The 20,606-nt window shown below is 56.7% G+C and carries 19 protein-coding genes; 14 read left to right on the top strand and 5 right to left on the bottom strand.

Annotation, left to right across the window (positions count from 1 at the left end; genetic code table 11):
* Positions 1-78 precede the first annotated feature (78 nt).
* The 3 genes from KCG46_RS11025 (at position 79) to KCG46_RS11015 (ending at position 6,919) form a co-directional block, all read left to right on the top strand.
* Entirely contained in the window at positions 79-2,253 is a 2,175-nt protein-coding gene (locus KCG46_RS11025) for a putative bifunctional diguanylate cyclase/phosphodiesterase (RefSeq protein ID WP_255551969.1), read from the top strand.
* 79 nt (positions 2,254-2,332) lie between these two features.
* Entirely contained in the window at positions 2,333-4,150 is a 1,818-nt protein-coding gene (gene lepA / locus KCG46_RS11020) for a translation elongation factor 4 (RefSeq protein WP_218405481.1), read from the top strand.
* A gap of 189 nt (positions 4,151-4,339) precedes the next feature.
* Positions 4,340-6,919, top strand: a complete 2,580-nt coding sequence (locus KCG46_RS11015; protein WP_218405480.1) for an HD domain-containing protein — start codon at positions 4,340-4,342, stop codon at positions 6,917-6,919.
* A 124-nt stretch (positions 6,920-7,043) separates the two neighbouring features.
* Here KCG46_RS11015 and KCG46_RS12685 read toward each other — a convergent pair whose 3' ends face one another.
* The gene (locus KCG46_RS12685; protein WP_255551968.1) at positions 7,044-7,892 is read right to left on the bottom strand and encodes a hypothetical protein; all 849 of its coding nucleotides are present in this window, start codon (positions 7,890-7,892) and stop codon (positions 7,044-7,046) included.
* A gap of 184 nt (positions 7,893-8,076) precedes the next feature.
* Between KCG46_RS12685 and KCG46_RS11005 the strand changes: the two genes are divergently transcribed.
* From KCG46_RS11005 to KCG46_RS10955, 11 genes are all read left to right on the top strand, one after another.
* Positions 8,077-8,904 carry a hypothetical protein gene (locus KCG46_RS11005; RefSeq protein WP_218405479.1) on the top strand — a complete coding sequence of 276 codons (828 nt, stop codon included), beginning with the start codon at positions 8,077-8,079 and terminating at the stop codon, positions 8,902-8,904.
* A gap of 60 nt (positions 8,905-8,964) precedes the next feature.
* Positions 8,965-9,771 (top strand): outer membrane protein assembly factor BamD, encoded by an 807-nt coding sequence (locus tag KCG46_RS11000; RefSeq protein ID WP_218405478.1) that lies wholly within the window; start codon positions 8,965-8,967, stop codon positions 9,769-9,771.
* Positions 9,772-9,844: 73 nt separating this feature from the next.
* Positions 9,845-11,512: a DNA repair protein RecN gene (recN, locus tag KCG46_RS10995; protein ID WP_218405477.1), complete on the top strand. Its 1,668-nt coding sequence runs from the start codon at positions 9,845-9,847 to the stop codon at positions 11,510-11,512.
* Positions 11,512-11,964 (top strand): hypothetical protein, encoded by a 453-nt coding sequence (locus KCG46_RS10990; RefSeq protein ID WP_218405476.1) that lies wholly within the window; start codon positions 11,512-11,514, stop codon positions 11,962-11,964. The genes recN and KCG46_RS10990 overlap by 1 nt, the downstream gene beginning before the upstream one ends.
* A gap of 1 nt (position 11,965) precedes the next feature.
* Positions 11,966-12,451, top strand: a complete 486-nt coding sequence (locus KCG46_RS10985) for a hypothetical protein (protein WP_218405475.1) — start codon at positions 11,966-11,968, stop codon at positions 12,449-12,451.
* Between the two features lie 80 nt (positions 12,452-12,531).
* On the top strand, positions 12,532-12,825 hold the full coding sequence (locus KCG46_RS10980) for a putative quinol monooxygenase (RefSeq protein ID WP_218405474.1): 294 nt from the start codon (positions 12,532-12,534) through the stop codon (positions 12,823-12,825).
* Between the two features lie 4 nt (positions 12,826-12,829).
* Positions 12,830-14,935: an NAD-dependent DNA ligase LigA gene (ligA, locus tag KCG46_RS10975; protein WP_218405557.1), complete on the top strand. Its 2,106-nt coding sequence runs from the start codon at positions 12,830-12,832 to the stop codon at positions 14,933-14,935.
* Between the two features lie 11 nt (positions 14,936-14,946).
* Positions 14,947-15,111: a hypothetical protein gene (locus KCG46_RS10970; protein WP_218405473.1), complete on the top strand. Its 165-nt coding sequence runs from the start codon at positions 14,947-14,949 to the stop codon at positions 15,109-15,111.
* Positions 15,108-15,599 carry a CinA family protein gene (locus tag KCG46_RS10965; RefSeq protein WP_218405472.1) on the top strand — a complete coding sequence of 164 codons (492 nt, stop codon included), beginning with the start codon at positions 15,108-15,110 and terminating at the stop codon, positions 15,597-15,599. Before KCG46_RS10970 ends, KCG46_RS10965 begins: the two co-directional genes overlap by 4 nt.
* Before the next feature lie 91 nt (positions 15,600-15,690).
* Positions 15,691-16,050, top strand: a complete 360-nt coding sequence (locus tag KCG46_RS10960) for a YciI family protein (protein ID WP_218405471.1) — start codon at positions 15,691-15,693, stop codon at positions 16,048-16,050.
* A 29-nt stretch (positions 16,051-16,079) separates the two neighbouring features.
* Positions 16,080-17,273, top strand: coding sequence for an RNA polymerase sigma factor (locus KCG46_RS10955; protein ID WP_218405470.1), 1,194 nt, complete (start codon positions 16,080-16,082; stop codon positions 17,271-17,273).
* Here KCG46_RS10955 and KCG46_RS10950 read toward each other — a convergent pair.
* Genes KCG46_RS10950 through KCG46_RS10935 form a run of 4 tightly spaced genes read right to left on the bottom strand, consistent with a single transcriptional unit; the run spans position 17,259 to position 20,487 of the window.
* Entirely contained in the window at positions 17,259-17,945 is a 687-nt protein-coding gene (locus tag KCG46_RS10950) for a TIGR02117 family protein (RefSeq protein WP_369410207.1), read from the bottom strand. The genes KCG46_RS10955 and KCG46_RS10950 overlap by 15 nt on opposite strands.
* Positions 17,935-18,843: a 50S ribosomal protein L11 methyltransferase gene (locus KCG46_RS10945; protein ID WP_218405469.1), complete on the bottom strand. Its 909-nt coding sequence runs from the start codon at positions 18,841-18,843 to the stop codon at positions 17,935-17,937. The genes KCG46_RS10950 and KCG46_RS10945 overlap by 11 nt, the downstream gene beginning before the upstream one ends.
* On the bottom strand, positions 18,840-19,787 hold the full coding sequence (gene bla / locus KCG46_RS10940) for a subclass B3 metallo-beta-lactamase (protein ID WP_218405468.1): 948 nt from the start codon (positions 19,785-19,787) through the stop codon (positions 18,840-18,842). Before bla ends, KCG46_RS10945 begins: the two co-directional genes overlap by 4 nt.
* Entirely contained in the window at positions 19,777-20,487 is a 711-nt protein-coding gene (locus KCG46_RS10935; RefSeq protein WP_218405467.1) for an SDR family NAD(P)-dependent oxidoreductase, read from the bottom strand. The genes bla and KCG46_RS10935 overlap by 11 nt, the downstream gene beginning before the upstream one ends.
* Positions 20,488-20,606 lie beyond the last annotated feature (119 nt).

Below are 20,606 nucleotides of genomic sequence, written 5' to 3'. Positions count from 1 at the left end.
TTACTCGTGATTGAGAACCAGAATGGTCTGGCCAATTGCTGTGTTGGAGGAATTGTACAGGTGTCCCTAAAGGGTCTCTTGTCATCGAAAAGCGGTAGTCTACTCCGCAATTTTCGAACCGAAGCCGCCTCGGAGATGTCCGATGGTGAACGCCTCGCTATGCTTGATGATCTCGAGCAGTCAGGGCTTGGCTGGTTCTGGGCGAGCGATGCAGACGGAAATCTGACCTATCTTAGCGGTGCAATCGCCGACCGGCTCGAAATTCCGCTCGATGATTTGATCGGCAAGGCGCTGGCGAACGTTTTCAACCCAATTGAGGGCGATGGCCGCACAAAGTCCCTTTCATTGGTACACGCTGCCCGAAAGGGTTTCAGCGGCTTTGCTGTCCGAGCTGCTAACCGACCAGAAGGTGCCGTTGTGCGCCTTGCCGGTCAGCCTGTTTTTGACGGTTCTAACAGGTTCAACGGATTTCGCGGGACTGGCGCCGATATTACTAAGGAGTATCACCGCGAGGCCGAGACAGCACGCCTGGCGAAGTTCGACTCCCTTACCGGGCTAATGAACCGCCACCGTATGGCGCAGCAGATCGAAACGACGCTTACCGCATTCAAAGCGGCGAAACGCGATTGTGCGATCATGATGCTTGATCTCGATAAATTCAAACAAGTGAACGATACGCTTGGACATGCCGCTGGCGATGAGCTGCTAAAGCAGGTCGCTGACCGGTTGAAACGCGCAATTGATCAAGACTGTGAAATCGGCCGTCTTGGTGGTGACGAATTTCAGGTCATGATACCAGATATTGATGATCGCGGCGTCCTTGGTGACATAGCTTCGAAGATCATCACGATGCTCAAGCAGCCATATTCTTTGGACGAAGGCAGATGCGTCATTGGCGCGTCAGTCGGTGTCGCTATCGCCCCGCATGACGGCGTAACATGCGACGAAGTGGTCCGGTCAGCCGACCTTGCGCTTTACGCAGCCAAAAATGGTGGTCGCGGCCAGTATCGCTTTTTCTCATGTGAACTCGAAAATGAAGCGATCTTTCGCCGGCGCCTCGAAGCGGATGTCGGCAAGGCTGTTCGTGAGAAAGAACTGTTCCTTAAATACGAACCAATCGTGCACGCGAAGACGCAGAAAGTCAGCGCGCTCGAAGCTCACATTTGCTGGGAACATGAGCAACGCGGAGAGATCGACGAGGACGAGTTCGCATCTATCCTCGACGGTTCGAGCCAGGTTATTGAAGTCGGCAAATGGGCAATTTCTCAAGCATGTGGTCAAGCTGCTGAGTGGCCTGACAGTGTTCGGGTTGCGGTAAATGTCCCTGTACAACTGTTCAATCACAGCGATTTCGTTGAGTTTGTAGCGGATGCTTTGAAAACAGCAGACATGCAGGCTGGACGCTTGGAATTGGAAGTCAACGAGGCCGTATTCTTTGGCGACACAAATCAGGTTGACCGTACGCTTGCTCAATTGTTCAAGCTAGGAGTGCGGCTAACACTTGATGAATTCGGCAGCGGATACTCATCGCTCGCCTATCTGCGCCGAGCACCATTCGATGCGATTAAGATCGATGAAAAATTGCTGGCCGAGGCAGACCGGCATGACAGCCGCGAGTTAAGCTTGGTCCGGGCAATCGTTGCGCTCTCAGGCGCTCTCGAAATGGACACGATTGCAAACGGCATCGAGTCAAACATGCTGCTCGCCTCGCTTCTCGATTGCGGTGTCAGTTTTGTCGAAGGGCCGATTTTCTCTGATCCGGTAAGGCAAGAGACTGTGATCGCGGAATTGCTTGGGGAAGGGTGGACCATAGAACCCTGCGGAGACCGAACGAAACGGGCGCGCCGCAGGACGGTTTACCGCAAGATTCAGGTTATTCATGATGACCACTCTTACGAAGTCACCCTGCGAAATCTATCACGATCCGGAGCCCTTATTCAGGGCCTTGCCGATGTCCCGAAGGGCACGCAATTTGTCGTGGACCTTGGCGGGGGGCAACTGGCCGTTGCCACAGTTATTCGCGCCATGTCGGACACGCAGGGTTTGGAATTTGAGCAGCCATTGGTTGACGACGGATCAGGCGGATTGTGTACTCGCAATCGAGTGTCGCCCTACGCGCTAACAGCAGCAGGGGCGCCGTTGGCTGCCCTTGAGCCAGGAAACTATAAAGGCATGCAAGGCGGGCTGCTGAACCAGAGCGCAAGTATGCCGCAATTCGGCTACGTCACGAGCCCGGCGAACGAAGCCGCTTAAGGTCTCACCGTTGGTCAAAGCGACTGTTGCGATTTTCGCGAATGACATAGCGCTTTCCTACCGCTATCTGCGCGTAGTAATGACTGACCTTTCCAAAATTCGCAATTTCTCCATTATCGCGCACATCGATCATGGCAAATCCACGCTGGCTGACCGTTTGATTCAGTTCACCGGCGGGCTGACGACGCGTGAGATGTCCGAGCAAGTCCTTGATAATATGGATATCGAGAAAGAGCGTGGCATCACGATCAAGGCGCAGACTGTGCGCCTCAACTACACCGCCAAAGATGGCGAGACCTATCAGCTCAACCTGATGGACACGCCCGGCCATGTAGATTTCGCCTATGAAGTCTCGCGCAGTCTCGCAGCGTGTGAAGGCGCGCTGCTCATCGTAGACGCCGCTCAGGGCGTTGAGGCGCAGACGCTCGCCAATGTCTATCAATCAATCGAGCACGACCACGAAATCGTCTGCGTCATCAACAAGGTCGATCTGCCTGCGGCAGAGCCGGAACGCGTGCGGGAGGAAATCGAAGAGGTAATCGGCCTCGACGCATCTGAAGCGGTCATGACGTCAGCCAAAACCGGCATCGGTATCGAAGAAGTGCTCGAAGCGGTCGTCGCCAAAATCCCCCCGCCAAAGGGCGACCGCGACGTGCCGCTTAAAGCCTCTTTGGTGGACAGCTGGTACGACCCGTATCTGGGCGTCGTGATCCTCGTCCGCGTGATCGAAGGCGTGCTGTCCAAAGGGCTCAACATCAAATTCATGCAGGGCGGCACCCAGCATCTGATTGACCGCGTCGGCTGTTTCAGCCCGAAACGCACCGACCTGACCGAGCTTGGCCCGGGCGAGATCGGCTTTATCACCGCGCAGATCAAAGAGGTTGAGCAAGCCCGCGTCGGTGACACGATCACCACGGTGAAGGGCGGGGCGGAAAAGGCGCTGCCCGGATATAAGGAAGTGCAACCGGTCGTGTTCTGCGGCCTGTTCCCTGTGGACGCGGCAGATTTCGAAAAACTGCGCGAAAGCATCGCCAAATTGCGGCTTAACGATGCCAGCTTCAGCTTTGAAATGGAAAGCTCCGCCGCGCTTGGCTTTGGGTTCCGCGCCGGCTTCCTCGGCCTGTTGCACCTCGAGATTATTCAGGAACGCCTCAGCCGCGAATATGACCTTGATCTGATCACCACTGCGCCTTCGGTCGTTTACCGCCTGCAATTGGGTAAGACGAAGAATGAGGACGCGAAGGAGATCATGCTCCACAACCCCGCCGATTGGCCGGATGTAAACCGCATCGACATGATTGAGGAACCGTGGATAAAAGCGGTGATTTACACGCCCGACGAATATCTCGGCAGCATCCTGAAACTGTGTCAGGACCGGCGCGGCGTGCAGACCGACCTGACATATGTGGGTGGCCGCGCGCAGGTGACATACGAATTGCCGCTGAACGAAGTGGTGTTCGATTTCTACGACCGCCTGAAATCGATCAGCCGCGGCTATGCCAGCTTTGATTACGAGCAAATCGGCCTGCGTGAGGGCGATCTGGTGAAGATGAACATCCTCGTGAATGCCGAGCCGGTCGATGCGCTATCGCTGATCGTCCATGCAGGCGTGGCGGAAGAGCGCGGGCGCGGCATGTGCGAACGGTTAAAAGACCTGATCCCGCGCCACCTGTTCAAAATCCCCGTGCAAGCCGCCATCGGCGGCAAAATCATCGCGCGCGAGACTATCGCGGCGATGCGCAAGGACGTGACCGCCAAATGTTACGGCGGCGATATTTCGCGTAAGAAGAAACTGCTGGAAAAGCAGAAAAAGGGTAAAGCCAAGATGCGCGAGTACGGGAATGTGAGCATCCCGCAGGAAGCGTTTATTGCTGCGTTGCGGATGGGTGAAGAGTAAGCAGGCCGAAAGGCGGGACGCAGTCCCAACGCGCCTAACGCCATAGCTACAAAGTAAGCGACAAGTTAGAAGCCGGTGCGCGCCAGCGCATCGCGAATTCTGGTCATCCACAGGTGAATGCATTACGTCTTATCGAACCTCTTCCAAGTAGTTTTTTGTCGATATATTGTCTTCTCGAAAGGAAGACTGATGCGAGAATTTGAAAATCTAGCCCTTTGGAAGAACTCGCTGGGGAAACATGTAATTGATGAGAGCGAGAAAAAGGCTCTAGATGATCTTCGAACGAACCTAGATACGTTCCGTAAAAGGGCCGCAACACTTACCGAAGGAATCCGCGCACAGTTCCCACAGTTGACCGTTCACGATGTTACTCATCTAGATGCGCTCTGGGAGACTGCAGATTTGATTGCAGGTTCGAAGTATGACTTGAATCCAGCAGAAGCCTTCGTTTTTGGGGGGGCAGTGCTTTTGCATGATGCCGCGCACTGTTTCGAAGCATATGAAGGCGGGCAAACAGGTGTTAGAGAAACTACGCAGTGGAAAGATGAGTTTGCAGTTGCGCGACAACGGATGCCAACCCATCGTTTGGGAGACGTTGAGAAGGAAGCTGACTTCGCGGCCATAAGAGTGCTGCATGCTCACGCTGCTGAACGATTGGCGATAGCATCTTGGAAAGATGGAGATGGAGATCCTCTCTTCCTAATTGAGAGCTTTGCCCTGAGGAAAGCGTACGGTGAGATAATTGGAACTATTGCTGCGAGCCATCACTGGTCGATTGAGCGTGTTGCCAGCCTCCCGCAACAGCTAAACTCGCCGCCAGATTTACCAGCCTCTTGGCGAGTTAATCCAATGAAAATTGCGTGTTTGCTTCGTTGTGCCGACGCCGCACATATAGACGAGAGGCGCGCTCCAGATTTTCTCAGGGCGCTTTTTCGGCGCTCTGGTGTGTCTGCGGACCATTGGACTGCGCAAAACTATCTCAATCGTGCCGATGTCGACCAGTTATCTGACGGAAAAGATGTATTGCTCATAACGTCGAACCAAAGCTTCGAGAAATCAGAAGCTTCGGCATGGTGGGTGGCGTTTGATGCATTGCAACTAATTGATCGCGAGATCAGGTCGGCAAACCAGCTATTGAGGAATTCATCAAACCAGACCTCAAATTTGGAATTTGCGATCAAATCAGTCAAAGGTGCCGAAGCTCCCGAACTAGCGTCAAACTACATTAAAACTCGAGGATGGACTCCTTGTGCGGCCAAGTTGCACGTAAGTAACGTTCAAGGCCTTGTCAGAGAACTCGGTGGTGAAAAATTGTATGGCGCAGGGCAGCCATTGGCGGTGGTACTTAGAGAACTCCTACAGAATGCACGGGACGCCATCGCCGCGCGACAGTTTACCGAAAGTGGAGTCAGAGGCAAGATAACGGTTCGCGTATTGAAATCAGATGGGACCAAGACGGTAGTGCAGGTCGAAGACAATGGTGTTGGCATGAGTAAGCGAGTGCTGACAGGACCATTCCTCGATTTTGGAACTTCATTCTGGACATCCGACCTTGTGAAAGACGAATGGCCGGGCCTTCGCTCATCGAAGCAAGAGATGGTCGGCCAGTTTGGCATTGGTTTCTATTCTGTCTTTATGGTAGCCTCTGCAGTTACCGTGACATCGAAACGATATGACCGAGGCTTGGTCGATGCAACGTCCCTCGAGTTTCCCAATGGAGTGACTTTACGGCCAACACTAAGCAACAGTCGTTCTGCTCAATTCAGTTCTCAGGTTAGCACTCTCGTTTGCCTAGAACTGGAGCAACAGGACCTGCTCGACAAAGCAATGGAAATTCCAAGCGGGGTATTGAATGTCGCAAAGTCCAATCTGCAATTAAAGCAGTATATTGCAATCATAGCAGCCGGTCTCGATACGGATGTTTACCTACAAGAGGGTGATAGTACTCCGTTACTCGCGCACAAGGCTATACATCGTGATATGCTGAAAGACGAAATTGAATTGTGGGCGAGGAACCTTTTTGATTGGAAGTCTGAGGAATTAGTCGCGACACAGAGTGTTTTGAATGAACTCTATGGCAGGCTGAGGTGTCTCTTCGATAGAGGTGGGCGCCTCAAAGGTATCGCTGCCTTAGTGACAAATTTTGAAAGCACCGGGCATGGGATACAGACAGTAGGAGGGCTTGCTCAAACAGTAACTCCTAACGGTCAGAAATCGTTTCTGGGTTTTATGGACACTCGTCCGGCTTCTGCAAAGCGAGAACCAGACCAAAATAGCTTGTATGATACTATTGATATTGAAGCTTGGCTTACCTGCCAGATTAAGCTTTTATCGGATGCCGGTATTCAGCCTCTTGATTGGGCAAAAGCGTGTTACAGCATTGCCTCTTTGGGTGGTGATCCCCTTCCTAAACTACATGTGCTCTTTTGGATTGGAGCTGAGGCGCGCGTCGTAGATGCGCAACAGTTGCTGGAGCTGCTCAAGACTCGAGGGATCGCGATCTACGGCTCAACGCTTGGGGATGTGGCGGATACTCATCACAAGAATCGGTCGTTCCGCGGCATGCCAACTTTTGTTGCGTTGAATAACGGAAGATTTAACTCACTGGCTATGGAAGAGGGGCAACCAACCGATAATTCATCCATGCTTTCTTGCTTGTATCGGTTGGCCAGTGCCCAGGGAATTTGTATCGTTAGAGAGGTACTGAAGGGTGCTGCGGACGGTATGTTTGGCAAAGTTGACGTGCATATATTTACAATCGCTGATTAGTTGGAAGTCTAGTTCGAAACCGGTTCGTTCGGCCCAATCCGCGCCACTGAAATCAACTGTCGTCAATTTTGGACAATTCACTGCGCGCATCGGGACGATAGAGTTTGCGTCAAGGAGCAAGGTTTCAATCCCACCCATCATCCTTAAGCGACCAAACCGTCTTAGGCGGCGTCGGCTCCGCAACCTGCTCCACCGGCGGCACAGCATTTACCTGCACCCTCGGCCCCTCCAGCATTTTGCGCCGCGCGGCTTCCTCGGCGGCGAGGCGCACCATATCGCGCGTCTTTAGCGCTTCGTAACGCTCCCACGCTTCGCGGGTGTCCTTGGACAAGCGCTCCCATTCCGCTTTGCGTCGCACTTCGGCTTCGCGGCGGAACCCTTCCACCTTCGCATCGATGCTGGCGCGGATTTGTGCGGGCGAGGGCGCGTTTGCCTCCGCCTCGGCCTCCATCTCGGCGCGGATTTCCTTTTTCAGCTGTTTACGCAGTTTCTTGGCAAGCCGCTCTTCATCCATCTTGCCGACCGCGTTCAGCGCTTTGGGAGACCCTTCCGCAAACCGCTCCGGCGCGCGGTTGCGCAGCATGAACATCAACAATCGGTCATTGTACCGTTTGCGTGTGCCGATCAGCTTGCCATAGGAATAGAGCGGCTCATCCACGCCATTAAGCGCGCGGTCCATCGCGACATCCTCGATCCGCTGCACGCCAAGGTCGAGCGCGGCGGCCCAAGCGGCGCGGAAGCTTTCTGCATGGGGTTGGCGGCGCAGGTAATAGGCACCCTCTGTGCTCATATCGACTGTTTTGCAGGCCGCGGCGACGCTGCCTGTATCGGCGAGAGCATCGATAAAGGCGTGCTGGCGTTCCTCCGTCCACCCGTCATGGCGCTGACATCTGCGAGGGACGGGGGTGAAATCGGGGATTTGGCCAGCGGGTACGGGCAGGCGCGTGGTGCGGGGATCGGCTTTGCGGGTCATCGTGAATCCTTGCGTTCCACGCGGTAAGGCGCGCGGGAACTGGTCTTGCGGTGCGACGGATCGGCTGAGATAAATCATAAAAGCTGAGTAGGACAGTTGGGGGATCTGCCCCATTTAATTTGGGCTTTGGAACGGGCAAACAGGCTTCATCGCACGAAACGCTTATCGCTTTGGGGAAACGGAAATGTTCAGATCACTTGCCAAACGCGCCGCCTGGCTGGCCGGATTGATCGCCGGATGCACCGCACTGCCTGCCTCTGCGCAGGACCGGATCGGCCTGATCGAGATCACCAATGGTTCGGACACAGAAAAACGCGTGTGCGTTTACAAAGATCAGCGGATCAATCTGAAGGCTGAGGAGTGCTTTGATCTGCCAAGCGAACGGACGACGATTTGGGCGCGCGGCGAAAATCGCAAAGCAGAACGGTTCAAGGTGAAGGTGTTCGAAAAGCGCAAACTGCTGCCGAAATATCTGTATTCGAGAGACAGGATGCCCGGCGATACTGTTAGCATTACAGTACGGGACCAGAACCTTTCAGCCCGTGCATATCGCGCGCCGGCCAAGCCCAAGCCGTCATACCGGGTTAAGTTTTGCAATGAAGGCCAGACCGGCAAAGTGTGGCTGGCAATCGGGTTCTCTGGCGGGCAGTCCAGCGGGCCAAAAGCCTATTCGGAAGGGTATTGGGGCATTGCGCCCAAGGAATGCATAACGATCAACTATTCCGAGCTTTTGATGAAAGTCGGCGGCGGTTATCCGCTCGATCCGCCGAAAATGATGTACCGCGCTTATACTGTCGGCGACAACGCAGCGGTGTGGAGCGGGGCTGCGGAGAGAGAAGACCCTGTGCTTTGCGTGAACACAAAGCGCAAATACGCCATCAACCAATGGGACAGGAATGCAGGGCCTAATGGCGGCTTCACCAAGTGTGACGGGCCGGATCAGGCCATGCAAAGGTTTCGCTGGACCCCGACACTAGGCCCAGAGGTTCAAATCGGACGAGTGAATTTCTGATCGGGGTAAGACGCGCGAACTTCACTTGGCGTTCAGGAGCGGCGCGGTTATACGGCTCCCATGTTCACGATACTCCGCACACCGCTCATCCGCGCCGCTCTGCTCGGCACCGCCCTCACTGCTACGACCGCCTGTTCCAGCGGCTCGGCTGAAGAGGACGTTGCCTACGTCGCGCGGGATGTCGAATCGCTTTATGGTGAGGCGCAGCGTCGGCTTGATCGCGGCAACACATTGTTGGCGGCGGCCTTGTTTGACGAAGTGGAGCGTCAGCACCCGTATTCGCCGTGGGCCCGCCGGGCTCAGCTGATGAGCGCGTTCAGCTATTACATCGCCCGCGATTACAACAAATCGATCCGCAATGCGCAGCGTTTCCTGTCGATACACCCGGGCAACAAAGACGCGCCTTACGCATATTATCTGATCGCGCTCAGCTATTACGAGCAGATCAGCGATGTGAACCGCGATCAAAAAATCACTGAGCAAGCCAAGACAGCCTTGCGCGAGGTGAACCGCCGTTTCCCGCAGACAGAATATGCCGCCGATGCGCGGCTTAAACTCGACCTTGTCGATGATCACCTTGCGGGCAAGGAAATGGAAATCGGGCGCCATTATCAGCGCTCCGGCCAATGGCTCGCCTCCGCGATCCGCTTCCGCAATGTTGTCGAGAAATTCGATACGACGAGCCACACGCCAGAGGCGCTTTACCGTCTGACCGAGAGCAGCCTTGCCCTTGGCCTGCGTCAGGAAGCGGTGAAATACACCGCCGTTTTGGGTGCTAACTATCCCGGCGATGAGTGGTACGAAAAGGCGTATAAGATGGTTCAGGACAAGGCGCCTGAATCGGTCGCATCGGTTGGCGGCAACTAAGGTTTGCCAATTGTGGGGATTGCTTCGCACCCCGCGTGACGCGCCCAGACACTTGGGTTAAGGCATTGAAACGATGCTGACCCGCCTTTCCATTCGCAACATTGTTTTGATCGAGGCGCTCGACCTCGACTTTTCGCGTGGTCTCGGCGTGCTTACGGGGGAGACTGGCGCGGGTAAGTCGATCCTGCTGGATGCGCTTGGCCTGATCCTGGGTGACCGTGCAGAGACGGCTCTGGTTCGCGCAGGAGAGGCCAAGGCCAGCGTCACGGCCAGTTTTGAATTTGCAGCTTTGCCCGACTTGATCGCTGAGGCGCTCGACGATGCCGATCTGGAGATCGAGCCGGGCGAGCCGCTGATCATCCGCCGTCAGGTAAAAGCCGATGGCGGTTCCAAAGCCTTTATCAACGACCAACCTACCAGCGTGGCGCTGCTGCGCGAGCTTGCCGCTGCGCTGGTCGAGCTGCACGGACAGCACGATGATCGCGGTTTGGTGAATCCGCGCGGGCACAGGGCTTTGCTGGATCGGTATGCGGGCACTGATCTCGCCGGGCTAGAGCGCCGGTGGCGCGCTTGGGCCAAGGCTGAGGCGCAACTGTCCGAAGCGCGCAGCGATGTTGAACAGGCCAAAGCTGACCAAGATCTGCTGATCGCGCATCTCGCTGAACTTACCGAGCTTGAGCCGCAGGCGGGCGAAGAAGTGCGCCTCGCCGGCGCACGGTCCGACATGCAAAAGGCGGAGAAACTCTCGGGTGAACTCGAAGATTTGCGCCACATCTGGGAGGGTTCGGATTCGCCGCTGGCATCGCTACGTGTGGCGGCGCGGAAGCTGGACCGGATTGCGGAACAACATCCGCTGCTTACAGAAGCGCTCGCAGCGCTCGACCGCGCTGTAATCGAAGCGGGCGAGGCAGAGGACAAGTTGGAAACCGCAGCGCAATCGCTCGTGCATGATCCCGCCGCGCTGGATGATGCAGAAACGCGGCTGTTTGAACTGCGCGCGATGGCGCGAAAGCATCGCTGCGATGTCGATCACTTGCCCGATCTGGTGCGGGAGATGCGCGGGCAATTGGACGCAATCGAAGGCGGTGAGGCGCAATTGGATGCGTTGGAAGCCGCCGCGAAAGAAGCGCGCACCGCCTATCTAACCATGGCGGAAAAGGTGCATGAGAAACGCGTTAAAGCATCCAAAACGCTCGACAAGGCGGTAGCGGCGGAGCTTGCCCCGCTAAAACTAGATGCGGCCCGCTTCCTCACCTCGGTTGTCAAACTGCCAGAGGAGAAATGGGGCGCGAATGGCATGGACAGCGCCGAATTCCTGATCGCGACCAACCCCGGCGCCGACTTTGCGCCGCTGGCCAAGATCGCATCGGGCGGCGAGTTGTCACGCTTTATCCTCGCGCTGAAAGTGGCGCTCGCGGAGAAAGGCGGCGCGGCGACGATCATCTTTGACGAGATTGACCGCGGTGTAGGCGGGGCGGTGGCCTCTGCCATCGGAGACAGGCTCGCGCGGCTTGCCAGCGCGGAAGGGCAATTGCTGGCCGTAACGCACAGCCCGCAAGTCGCCGCGCGCGGCGGGCAACATTACCTGATCGCCAAGGCATCGAGCGGCACTGTCACGAAAACAAGCGTCGTGTTGCTGGACGATGCGCAGCGTCAGGAAGAGATTGCGCGGATGCTGTCAGGCGCGGAAGTGACGCCCGAAGCTAGGGCGCAAGCGGATCGTTTGCTGGAGGGGGTTTGATGGAAATTCTGGGTGGCTTTCTTTTGGTGACGGTCTTGCTGGCCATGCTTGGCTCGGTAACCGTCCTGGCATTCGCGAGCATGGCGCTACTAGGGCTCGTTACTGAAATGAGCTTCAAGCGCATGTTTTTCGCATCTTTTGGGATAGGATTGCTCGCACCAATTCTGCTCGCAGGGTGGATTTCAACTCAAGTCAGCGAAGAAAGTGTTCAACTCGAATTGCTGACCGAACTGAATGATGCAGTATCTGGATCAGAGAATGTGATGGGCGCTATTCCGCGCATTCGGGAACTGCGCCAGCAATTGAGTGATGGAACGATTACCCAAGACGAGTTCGAGACTCAGCTCGAGCAGTTGATCGAGGAAACGTCCGGCGCGCAGGTTGAGCTCGAAGGCGTTGAGGTGCCGTCCGGAGCGGTGACGGAAGTGGATCAGGTTTCGGAGGCGGAATGAGATGATCGGCTTGTTCAGTGCGATGGCGCTCTCTGCGACGGTGATCGCCCAGCCAGCCGCATCCCCAGCACCGCGCATCATCGTACCCGACGCAAACGCGACTGAGTTCGGCGAATGGCCGCTTGAAAAGGCTGATCCGGCTGCGGTTGAGGCTTTGTTCCGTCATGAAATTGCGAGGATGCAGGCGCGCTTTGGTGAGGAATTGGACTTTATCTGTCTAGGCTACTCCTATGGTCAGCCGACCGAGACTTTTTTCGAAAAGATGGCGGATACGGGCGTTCCGCTGAAAGGCCGCTTGGCCTGCTCGCCGCGCCGCAATCCTGACTACACCTCGGTTTTGGTGGGGCTCAGCACGATCCGCTGTGAAAAGCTGGTTTGCACGGCGAACACCGATATCAGTTTCGGCTATACGATTGAGAGCGGCGTGCCGATTTCCGCGCACAAGACGCCCGACGGTTGGGCTGTGCGGTTTCAGAACAGCAAGTGATTGGACGGCGCGAATTTGTCGGCGCGGCGGCGCTTGGCCTATTGGCGGGCTGCACTTCGGCAGGATTAGGGAACAGAACAATGGAAGAAATGTACGGCCTGATCGGGCAAATGAAAGTCGCAGAGGGAAAGCGCGGTGAGGTGATCGCGGCCATGCTGGCGGGCACGCGCGATATGCCGGGCAACATCGCTTACATGATCGCCGAGGACATTGAAGACCCGAACTCGATCTGGATCACCGAAGTGTGGCAGACGAAAACAGACCACGCCAACAGCCTCAACCTGCCCAGCGTGCAGGAAGCCATTGGTGAAGCGCGCGCGCATATCACCGGCTTTGGCACTCGTGTAGAAACGAAGCCTGTTTTGCGTGGCTGAACACATGGCCGAAGCCGATGCCGCCAATGAGCTGATGCGTCTTGCCCGCCAAATCGCGAAGCATGACAAGCTGTATCATGCGCAGGACAATCCCGAGATCACTGATCAGGAATATGACGCACTGGTTCGCCGCAATCGCGAACTTGAAGAGGCGTTTCCGCATCTGATCCGGCCTGACAGCCCCTCGCAGAAAGTCGGGCACGAGGTCGCCGCTTCGCCGCTGTCGAAGGTGACGCATGAGCAGCGCATGATGAGCCTCGACAATGCGTTTAACCGCGAAGAAGTGGAAGATTGGACGCAGCGCATCCGGCGTTTCCTTTCCCTTGGTGCGCATGATCCGGTGGCGATCACGGCGGAGGATAAGATTGACGGGCTATCGTGCTCGCTGCGGTATGAAAACGGCGCTTTGGTACGCGCGGCTACGCGCGGGGATGGGCAGGTGGGCGAGGATGTGACGCCCAATGTGCGCTATATCGCCGACATTCCGCAGCAATTGCCTGCTGGTGTGCCCGACGTGTTCGAGGTGCGCGGCGAGGTCTATATGTCCAAGGCCGATTTTGCCGCGATTAATGTGGCGCAGGAGGAGGCGGGGGCAAAGCTCTTCGCCAACCCGCGCAACGCTGCCGCAGGATCTCTGCGTCAGAAAGATGCGAGTGTCACGGCAAAACGTCCGCTGAAATTCTGGGCTTACGGTTGGGGTGCGGCTTCGCAAGTGCCGTGCGAGACGCAGCACGAAATGATGCGGATGCTTGAAAGCTGGGGCTTTCCGCTTTCGCCGTTTCTCACCGTCACAGACAGCGTCGATGCGATGATCGCGCATTATGACAAGATCGGCCGGCAGCGACCCGATCTTGGCTATGATATTGATGGCGTGGTCTACAAAGTGGATCGGCTCGATTATCAGCAGCGATTGGGCTTTGTGGCAAAGGCGCCGCGTTGGGCATTGGCGCACAAATTCCCTGCCGAGCGCGCGCAGACCACCCTGGAGGCGATTGATATTCAGGTCGGGCGCACGGGCAAGCTAACGCCGGTGGGCAGACTCGCTCCTGTGCTGGTCGGCGGGGTGACGGTCACCAATGTCACGCTTCACAATCGCGACGAGATCGAGCGGCTCGGTGTGCGTGAGGGTGACCGGATTGTGATTCAGCGCGCAGGCGATGTGATCCCGCAAGTCGTCGAGAACCTGACGCGTGATACTACGCGCGATCCCTATGCGTTTCCCGACAAGTGCCCCGAATGCGATAGCGAGGCCGTGGCCGAGGAAGCCGAGGTCGATGTTCGCTGCACAGGCGGTCTTATCTGTCCGGCGCAACGCACTCAAAGGCTTGAGCATTTTGTCAGTCGAAAGGCGCTCGATATTGACGGTTTCGGGAGCAAAACCATCGCGCAATTTTTTGCGCTGGGGTGGCTGGAGAGTCCGGCGGACATCTTCCGTTTGCGGGAGCGGCGGGAGGATATTCTTGCGCTTGAAGGGTGGCAGGATAAGTCTGTTGATAACCTGTTGGATGCTGTGGATAGCAAACGCGAACCCGATGCGGCGCGGCTGCTGTTCGGCCTCGGCATCCGGCATGTCGGCGAAGTGACCGCGCGCGATTTGATGAAGTCGCTAGGCGAGGTTCCCGAGATTAGAACTGCTGCGGAGAAATTCGCAGAATACCGCGCTGCCAATCCGCAAGGCGAGGACGAGAAGACCTCTCCATTCAAAGCGCGGATGGATCAGGCAGCGAAGGACGTTTTTGGCGTAACCGATCAGTTCGGTGTGACTGTCGCACACTCTCTCGCCGATTTCTTTCACGAGCCGCACAATGTCACTGTGTGGGATGGCTTGCTAAGCGAGGTGAGCCCGCCGCGTTACGAGGTAGAGACACTCGATAGCCCTGTCGCAGGCAAAACGGTCGTGTTCACCGGCAAACTCGAAACAATGAGCCGCGATGAAGCGAAAGCCCAGGCCGAGCGGTTGGGCGCGAAAGCATCGGGCAGCGTCAGCGCGAAAACCGATTTGCTCGTCGCAGGGCCGGGCGCGGGTTCTAAGCTGAAAAAGGCGCAGGAACTCGGCATCGAGACGACGGACGAAGCGGGGTGGGCCAAGATTGTAGCGGAAGCGGGATAGAGGGTTTTGTGATGCGGCCGATATTTGTTGGTTTGATCTTTGGCCCGCTCATCGGAGTGATGATCGACAACATTCCGCTTGGCCTGCCAATTGGATTGGGGCTTGGCGCGTTGTACGAGGTGCTGACGGGTTATGATAAAGACGGCGACATGGAAGAGGATGACAAGCAGCTATGATCCTGCGCGAACTTCATCCGCAAGCCGTTCGCATTGCGGGCGCTCTTAAGGCGCGCGGCGAAAAGATTGCCGTGGCCGACGGCGCTACTGGCGGATTGATCGGGGCGAGCTTGCTCACTGTGCCGGGTGCGCTCAAATTCTATGTCGGTGGCGGGATTGTCTATTCGTTCAAGGCCCGCGATGTTTTGTTTGATCTGCCGCGCGATGCTTATGAAGGGATGCGCTCTGCGACAGAGGAATATGCGCTGCTTCAAGCCCGCGCGATCCGTGACAGACTTGGCGCGCAATGGGGCATCGCCGAAAGCGGCGCTGCCGGATCGAGCAAACATCCGATGGGCGTCGCCTCAGGCATCAGCGTGGCAGCGGTCTCCGGACCTGATTTTGAACGCACCGCCACCGTTGAAACAGCCAGCGATGACCGGATCGACAATATGGAGGCGTTCACGCGCAACGCGCTCGATCTGCTCGAAAGCGCCCTTTCGAAATAAATTTACTCGGCCCTGTCGAATCCGTCTTGCGTCATCCGTCTTGGTGGCAGAGCCTCGCTGCTGCGGCGCGGCCATTCATGGAGAAACGACGATGCAATATATGCTGCTGATCAATGAGAGCGAAGATGCCTATGCGGGTGAGAATGCCGCCCAAGTGATGGAGGAGACTCTCGCCGGTCATATGAAATTGATAGAGAAACTGGCGGCAAGCGGCGTTGAATGGTCAGGCAACCGCCTGCGCGAAGCCCACACGGCAACGACATTGCGGTATTCTGGTAAAGGCGAGGGCGCTTTGCATGACGGCCCGTATGCCGAAACTCATGAAGAACTGGGCGGGTATTACATCGTGGATGTGCCGGATCTTGATGCGGCAGTTGAATGGGCGCGAATGATCCCGATCCCAGGTGCCGGAGCGATCGAAATCCGCCCGGTCTGGCCCGAAGACGAGTGAGACACCGCGCCGGACTTGCGCGTGAATGCATGGATGCGCGGCCGCGGCTAATTGCAGCTCTGGCCGCGCATTTCAGCGATCTTGATCTGGCCGAAGAGGCGTTTGACGCCGCTCTGGCGGTATGCCTGACGCAGGGCGATCCGCCGGATCATATCGCCGGTTGGTTGATGAGCGTCGCCCGCCGCAAAGGGATCGACATAATCAGAAAGCGATCTGCTGAGTTTAGAGCAGGTGATGCGGCGGCCTTAATCAAAGAAGGAGCCATGGACATGGGCGAAGTTATCGCGTTACCCGACCCCATTCCGGATGAGCGCCTGCGACTGCTGTTTATCTGCTGCCACCCGGCGATTGCGTTGGAAACGCGCGCGGCGCTCGCTCTTAAAATTATATGCGGTCTGCCTGTTTGCACGATTGCGCGGCTGTTTCTGATTGGTGAACCGGCCATGTTCCAGCGCATTACGCGGGCTAAGGCCAAAGTTCGCGAGGCAGGCATTCCATTTGATCTACCTGAGCGCCGGGACTGGCCTGAGCGTCTGGACGCGATCTTGCTGACGTTAGAGCTTGCTTACACTGCCGCATATCAGGATGCGGCGGGCGAATTGGATGCGGAATTGTCCGCTGAAATCGGCAGACTTGCCGCCATGATCGCCGATTTGTTCCCCGAGGAGCCAGAGGCGCTTGGCTTGGCGGCTCTTATCACGCTTGCACGTTCACGTGAGACTGAGCGTATCGGGCAGGATGGAGCGATGATTCCGCTTTCCAAACAAGACCCCGTGCTTTGGAACCGCCAAGCAATCGAACAGGCGCGAGCGTGGTTGGATATGGCGATGATTAAACAGCAGACCGGCCCGTACCAGATTATGGCTGCAATCCAGCTTACCCATGCGCGCCGCGCTTTTCACGGCGAGACGGACTGGCGCGCTATTGCTTCACTTTACGACGCGCTGATGATGGTGAGGCCGGGGCCAGTAGTGCACGTGAACAGAGCTCTTGCTATTGCGGAATGCAAAGGAGCTGAGCTCGGCTTGGCAGAGCTGGACGCTGTGGATGCAAACCGCCTTTCAAATGCACGGCCTTACTACGTAGCGCGTGCTAAATTGTTGGAGCGCGCTGGTGAAAATGAGGCTGCAATCAAAGCTTTGGACAGTGCACTGAAGTTTGAGCCGCCGCGCGCAGAACGGTTGTTCCTCCAGAAATGGCGCGATGCCCTAACGCTGATCTAAGCTGGGCACCCATTTCATCACTCCGCCGGGAAGCGGTGTCCACGAACCTGTCTTAATTCCCGCAGCCGAAAGGCGGTCACTGGTCCATTGGTTGCAGGTGTTGCCTATGTGATAGGTTCCAATAGCGTCGTAGAAGACGTCGTAATATGAATATCCCGTATAAATCTGACGGGAAATCTCAGGCGCGATCTGCGCCTTTATCTGCGCTACAAGCTTCTCATACTCGGCGTGACTGATCCGCAAAGGGCGGAAATCTTCGGACGGGGCAGGGCGCACGTACCACGCGACGTGCATGATACCGCTGCCGCCAGTCATCGCGTTCACCGCCACGGAAGGCGTCAGGTCAGACCAGTTCTGCGTTTCCAGAAAGAACGTCTTCTCGCCCCAGCTGACCGCGACATGGGTGTAGTTTCGGTAAGGCGACTGGATATCACCAAGCGCAAATTGCCCGCGCCAATCAATGACATCGCTGTAGACGGGCATTACAATTTCAGTGTGAATGCCGTTCGATCCGATGAAGATTTCAACGCCGTCTTGCGTTTCTGCCCAGCCCGCATTGCGCGGGATCGATGATCCTGCCCATGCCGAAAGCAAGAAAAGAACAGGTATGCCAATTAGGATAAACGCCAAACCTGCCGCAACACGCTTGGCTAGGCGCCGCTTACCTGCCACGGCGTCGCCTGAACCAGAGGATCGCCCAGTCCCCGCGTTGCAACCGCGCGACAGGGCGGCAGCGATTTAGGCGGTAAGCGCGGCGCACAGCTTGCTCTTGCTCCCCAGCGAGCAATCCAGCCACGACGATGCTCCCGCCTGGACTGACTGATTTGGCAAAGTCCGGCGCGAGCTCGACCAGCGGCCCGGCGAGGATATTGGCGATCAACAAATCGTATGGGCCGCGTGCCTGAAGCAGCGCGTTTTCCATACCGTCTGCGATCACCATCGTCATTGCGCCGCGCTGCGCGCCGATTTTCACCCCGTTCATCGCAGCATTATCCTCGACCACGCCTGCGCAGATCGGATCAATATCAGAAGCGGTGCATTTTGCAGCGGGCCAGAGCGACATGCCGGCAAAACCGAGCAGACCAGTCCCCGTCCCGATATCGGCGATGCGGAGGAAGCTTGCGCCGGTTTTCTTGATTGCGCCCAGCATTTCAAGACAGCCAGCGGTTGTTTCGTGCTGGCCGGTGCCGAATGCTTGGCTCGCAGGAATGGCGAAATTCACCGCATCATCGGCTGGGGGATAGTCAGGCGTGTGGACATAGAAACGGCCTGCGCTGATCGGCGGTGTGCCTTCCTGACTTAGAGTGACCCAATCTTCGTCGGGCAGTTTTTCCGATGTGATCTTTGGCGCTTCGCCTGAGAACAGATTGGCCAATGCCTGTGTCTGGGCTTTGCCGGGTTTGCGCGGATACCAACCCTCCAGCACCCATTCTTGCGGACGGTCCTCGTCAATTTCTCGGCCTGATATTGCCAGATCGAAATCCCATTCCTCAATCTCGTCATGCGCGAGCAGGGCGGCTTGCACATCCGGTTTGGGAGCGAACGCAGAGAGTTTCCAAGCCGTGCTCATTTCGACGTTGGCCCATTTGCCATTTTCTCTTTTGCCATTTCTTCGTTGGCTAAGCGCGTTTCGAGATCAAGCAGTTTGCCGGCCGCGTACTGTTTACAAGGGCGGGCTCCCGGCGCGTTTTCGATCAATCTACGCTCCGCCATCCGCCGGATCATGCGGCTGTGGGAGGGGTGCGGGGTAAGCAAAATGGTGCACCCTTCGCGGCCGAGTTCCACAAGACCTGCCCGGTACCCAGTGACGTAGTCTGGGTGATCGCCAAACCGGTAATCATCGCGGCTTATCGGAGAAAGACTGTCAGCATAGACAATGTTTTCACAGCGTTCGCGGCATTTCTGCCAGGCCCAGCTCAATGCACCTGGTGAATGCCCTGGGGTTTCGATGGCTCTGATAATTGCGCTTCCCGAACGCACCATTCCGCCGCTACCGACGGTCGCATCGACGCGCACGCCTGCGAACGCATCATGCATCCCTGCCTGCGGATCGTCTTTTGCGGTCTCTCCCGTTATCAACACGGGTTTTGCCGCCTCTGAAGAGACCACAACACCGCCCGTTGCTTCTTGGATTTTCGCCAAACCCCCAACATGGTCAAAATGTTCGTGGCTGATGAGCAGAAAGCGCACATTTTCGGCCTCAAAACCGAGCGAAGCGATGTTATCGAGAACAACATCCGCCCCCGCATCCGTACCGCTGTCGATAAGAATGTGGCCATCATCGTCAGTGATGAGGATAGAGGCGATACCGCAAGTGCCCACGTAATACGTGTCCCGGTAAACCTCGAAAGGAGGTGCGGGCTTATCCCAATCGTCCCATGGTTTGCAGGTGTCGAGAAAGGCTTGTTGATCTGCGGGCACTTCGGCGGCGGTGTCATCCGCAGCCAAACGCGCGGGATTGACCAAACAGACTAAGCCAGCGGTTGCGATAAGGGCGAGGAATTTAGCGAACAAAGCTGGCTCCATTGGCGTCTATAACTGCGCCGGTCATGCTCGGCGGGGCGTCCAGTGCGCAAAAGGCGATGATCGCCGCGATTTCTTCAGGCTCAGCTACACGGCCAAGTGGTATGTCGGCAAGCAAGCCTGCGCCGCCACGGCTGTCGAGGTAGTCGCCAGCCATACTGGTATCGGTGAATCCGGGCGTGACCGCAAAGCTCAGTATGCCCTCGCTGGCATAAGCGCGGGCGATGCTTTTGTGCATGGCGACCATGCCGCCTTTCGCCGCTGCATAATGCCAGTGCGCTGGCGAATCGCCGCGATAGGCTGCGCGGCTGGCAACATGGATCAATCGCCCTTCCGTGTTCTCCGACTGCCAGTGACGTATCGCAAAACGGCTAAGCTGCGCTGCAGCCGTCAGATTGATCCGCAACGTGTCATCCCACGCATCAAGCCATTCGATATCGGACCGGTCCAACCGGTTTGCCTCGAACAGTCCGGCATTGTTCACAATTGCGGAGATGTCGCCGCCAGAGCGATCAAGCGCCTCTTCCCACAGCAATTGTGCTGATCCGGGGTTTGAAAAATCTGCTGCGACGGTGTCTGGATCGGCGGCTCTGGTGGCGTGGCCGATCACTTTTCCCCCGCGTTTGATCAGCATTGCTTTGGCTGATGCGCCGATCCCTCGGCTTGTTCCGGTGACTAGAATGAAACTCATGACAACCTCTATCCAAAACTTTGCAAGTAGAGTCGAGCGTTCACGGCTTGCCTCACACGCCAAGAACGCTAAGTGTGGCGCGATAAATCGACGCGAATGCACGTTTGAACGGGATAATC

This window comes from Erythrobacter crassostreae, from assembly GCF_019204045.1.
Lineage (GTDB): Bacteria > Pseudomonadota > Alphaproteobacteria > Sphingomonadales > Sphingomonadaceae > Erythrobacter > Erythrobacter crassostreae.
The sequence above is the reverse complement of the archived record's forward strand: the minus strand, read 5'-3'. Positions and strand labels throughout refer to the sequence as shown.

What these genes read in the sequence shown, in the direction of transcription:
- lepA (WP_218405481.1), top strand. Translation starts at nt 2,333, where the DNA reads ATGACTGACCTTTCCAAAATTCGCAATTTCTCCATTATCGCGCACATC.
- KCG46_RS11015 (WP_218405480.1), top strand. Translation starts at nt 4,340, where the DNA reads ATGCGAGAATTTGAAAATCTAGCCCTTTGGAAGAACTCGCTGGGGAAA.
- KCG46_RS12685 (WP_255551968.1), bottom strand. Translation starts at nt 7,892, where the DNA reads ATGACCCGCAAAGCCGATCCCCGCACCACGCGCCTGCCCGTACCCGCT.
- KCG46_RS11005 (WP_218405479.1), top strand. Translation starts at nt 8,077, where the DNA reads ATGTTCAGATCACTTGCCAAACGCGCCGCCTGGCTGGCCGGATTGATC.
- KCG46_RS11000 (WP_218405478.1), top strand. Translation starts at nt 8,965, where the DNA reads ATGTTCACGATACTCCGCACACCGCTCATCCGCGCCGCTCTGCTCGGC.
- recN (WP_218405477.1), top strand. Translation starts at nt 9,845, where the DNA reads ATGCTGACCCGCCTTTCCATTCGCAACATTGTTTTGATCGAGGCGCTC.
- KCG46_RS10990 (WP_218405476.1), top strand. Translation starts at nt 11,512, where the DNA reads ATGGAAATTCTGGGTGGCTTTCTTTTGGTGACGGTCTTGCTGGCCATG.
- KCG46_RS10985 (WP_218405475.1), top strand. Translation starts at nt 11,966, where the DNA reads ATGATCGGCTTGTTCAGTGCGATGGCGCTCTCTGCGACGGTGATCGCC.
- KCG46_RS10980 (WP_218405474.1), top strand. Translation starts at nt 12,532, where the DNA reads ATGGAAGAAATGTACGGCCTGATCGGGCAAATGAAAGTCGCAGAGGGA.
- ligA (WP_218405557.1), top strand. Translation starts at nt 12,830, where the DNA reads ATGGCCGAAGCCGATGCCGCCAATGAGCTGATGCGTCTTGCCCGCCAA.
- KCG46_RS10970 (WP_218405473.1), top strand. Translation starts at nt 14,947, where the DNA reads ATGCGGCCGATATTTGTTGGTTTGATCTTTGGCCCGCTCATCGGAGTG.
- KCG46_RS10965 (WP_218405472.1), top strand. Translation starts at nt 15,108, where the DNA reads ATGATCCTGCGCGAACTTCATCCGCAAGCCGTTCGCATTGCGGGCGCT.
- KCG46_RS10960 (WP_218405471.1), top strand. Translation starts at nt 15,691, where the DNA reads ATGCAATATATGCTGCTGATCAATGAGAGCGAAGATGCCTATGCGGGT.
- KCG46_RS10955 (WP_218405470.1), top strand. Translation starts at nt 16,080, where the DNA reads ATGGATGCGCGGCCGCGGCTAATTGCAGCTCTGGCCGCGCATTTCAGC.
- KCG46_RS10945 (WP_218405469.1), bottom strand. Translation starts at nt 18,843, where the DNA reads ATGAGCACGGCTTGGAAACTCTCTGCGTTCGCTCCCAAACCGGATGTG.
- KCG46_RS10935 (WP_218405467.1), bottom strand. Translation starts at nt 20,487, where the DNA reads ATGAGTTTCATTCTAGTCACCGGAACAAGCCGAGGGATCGGCGCATCA.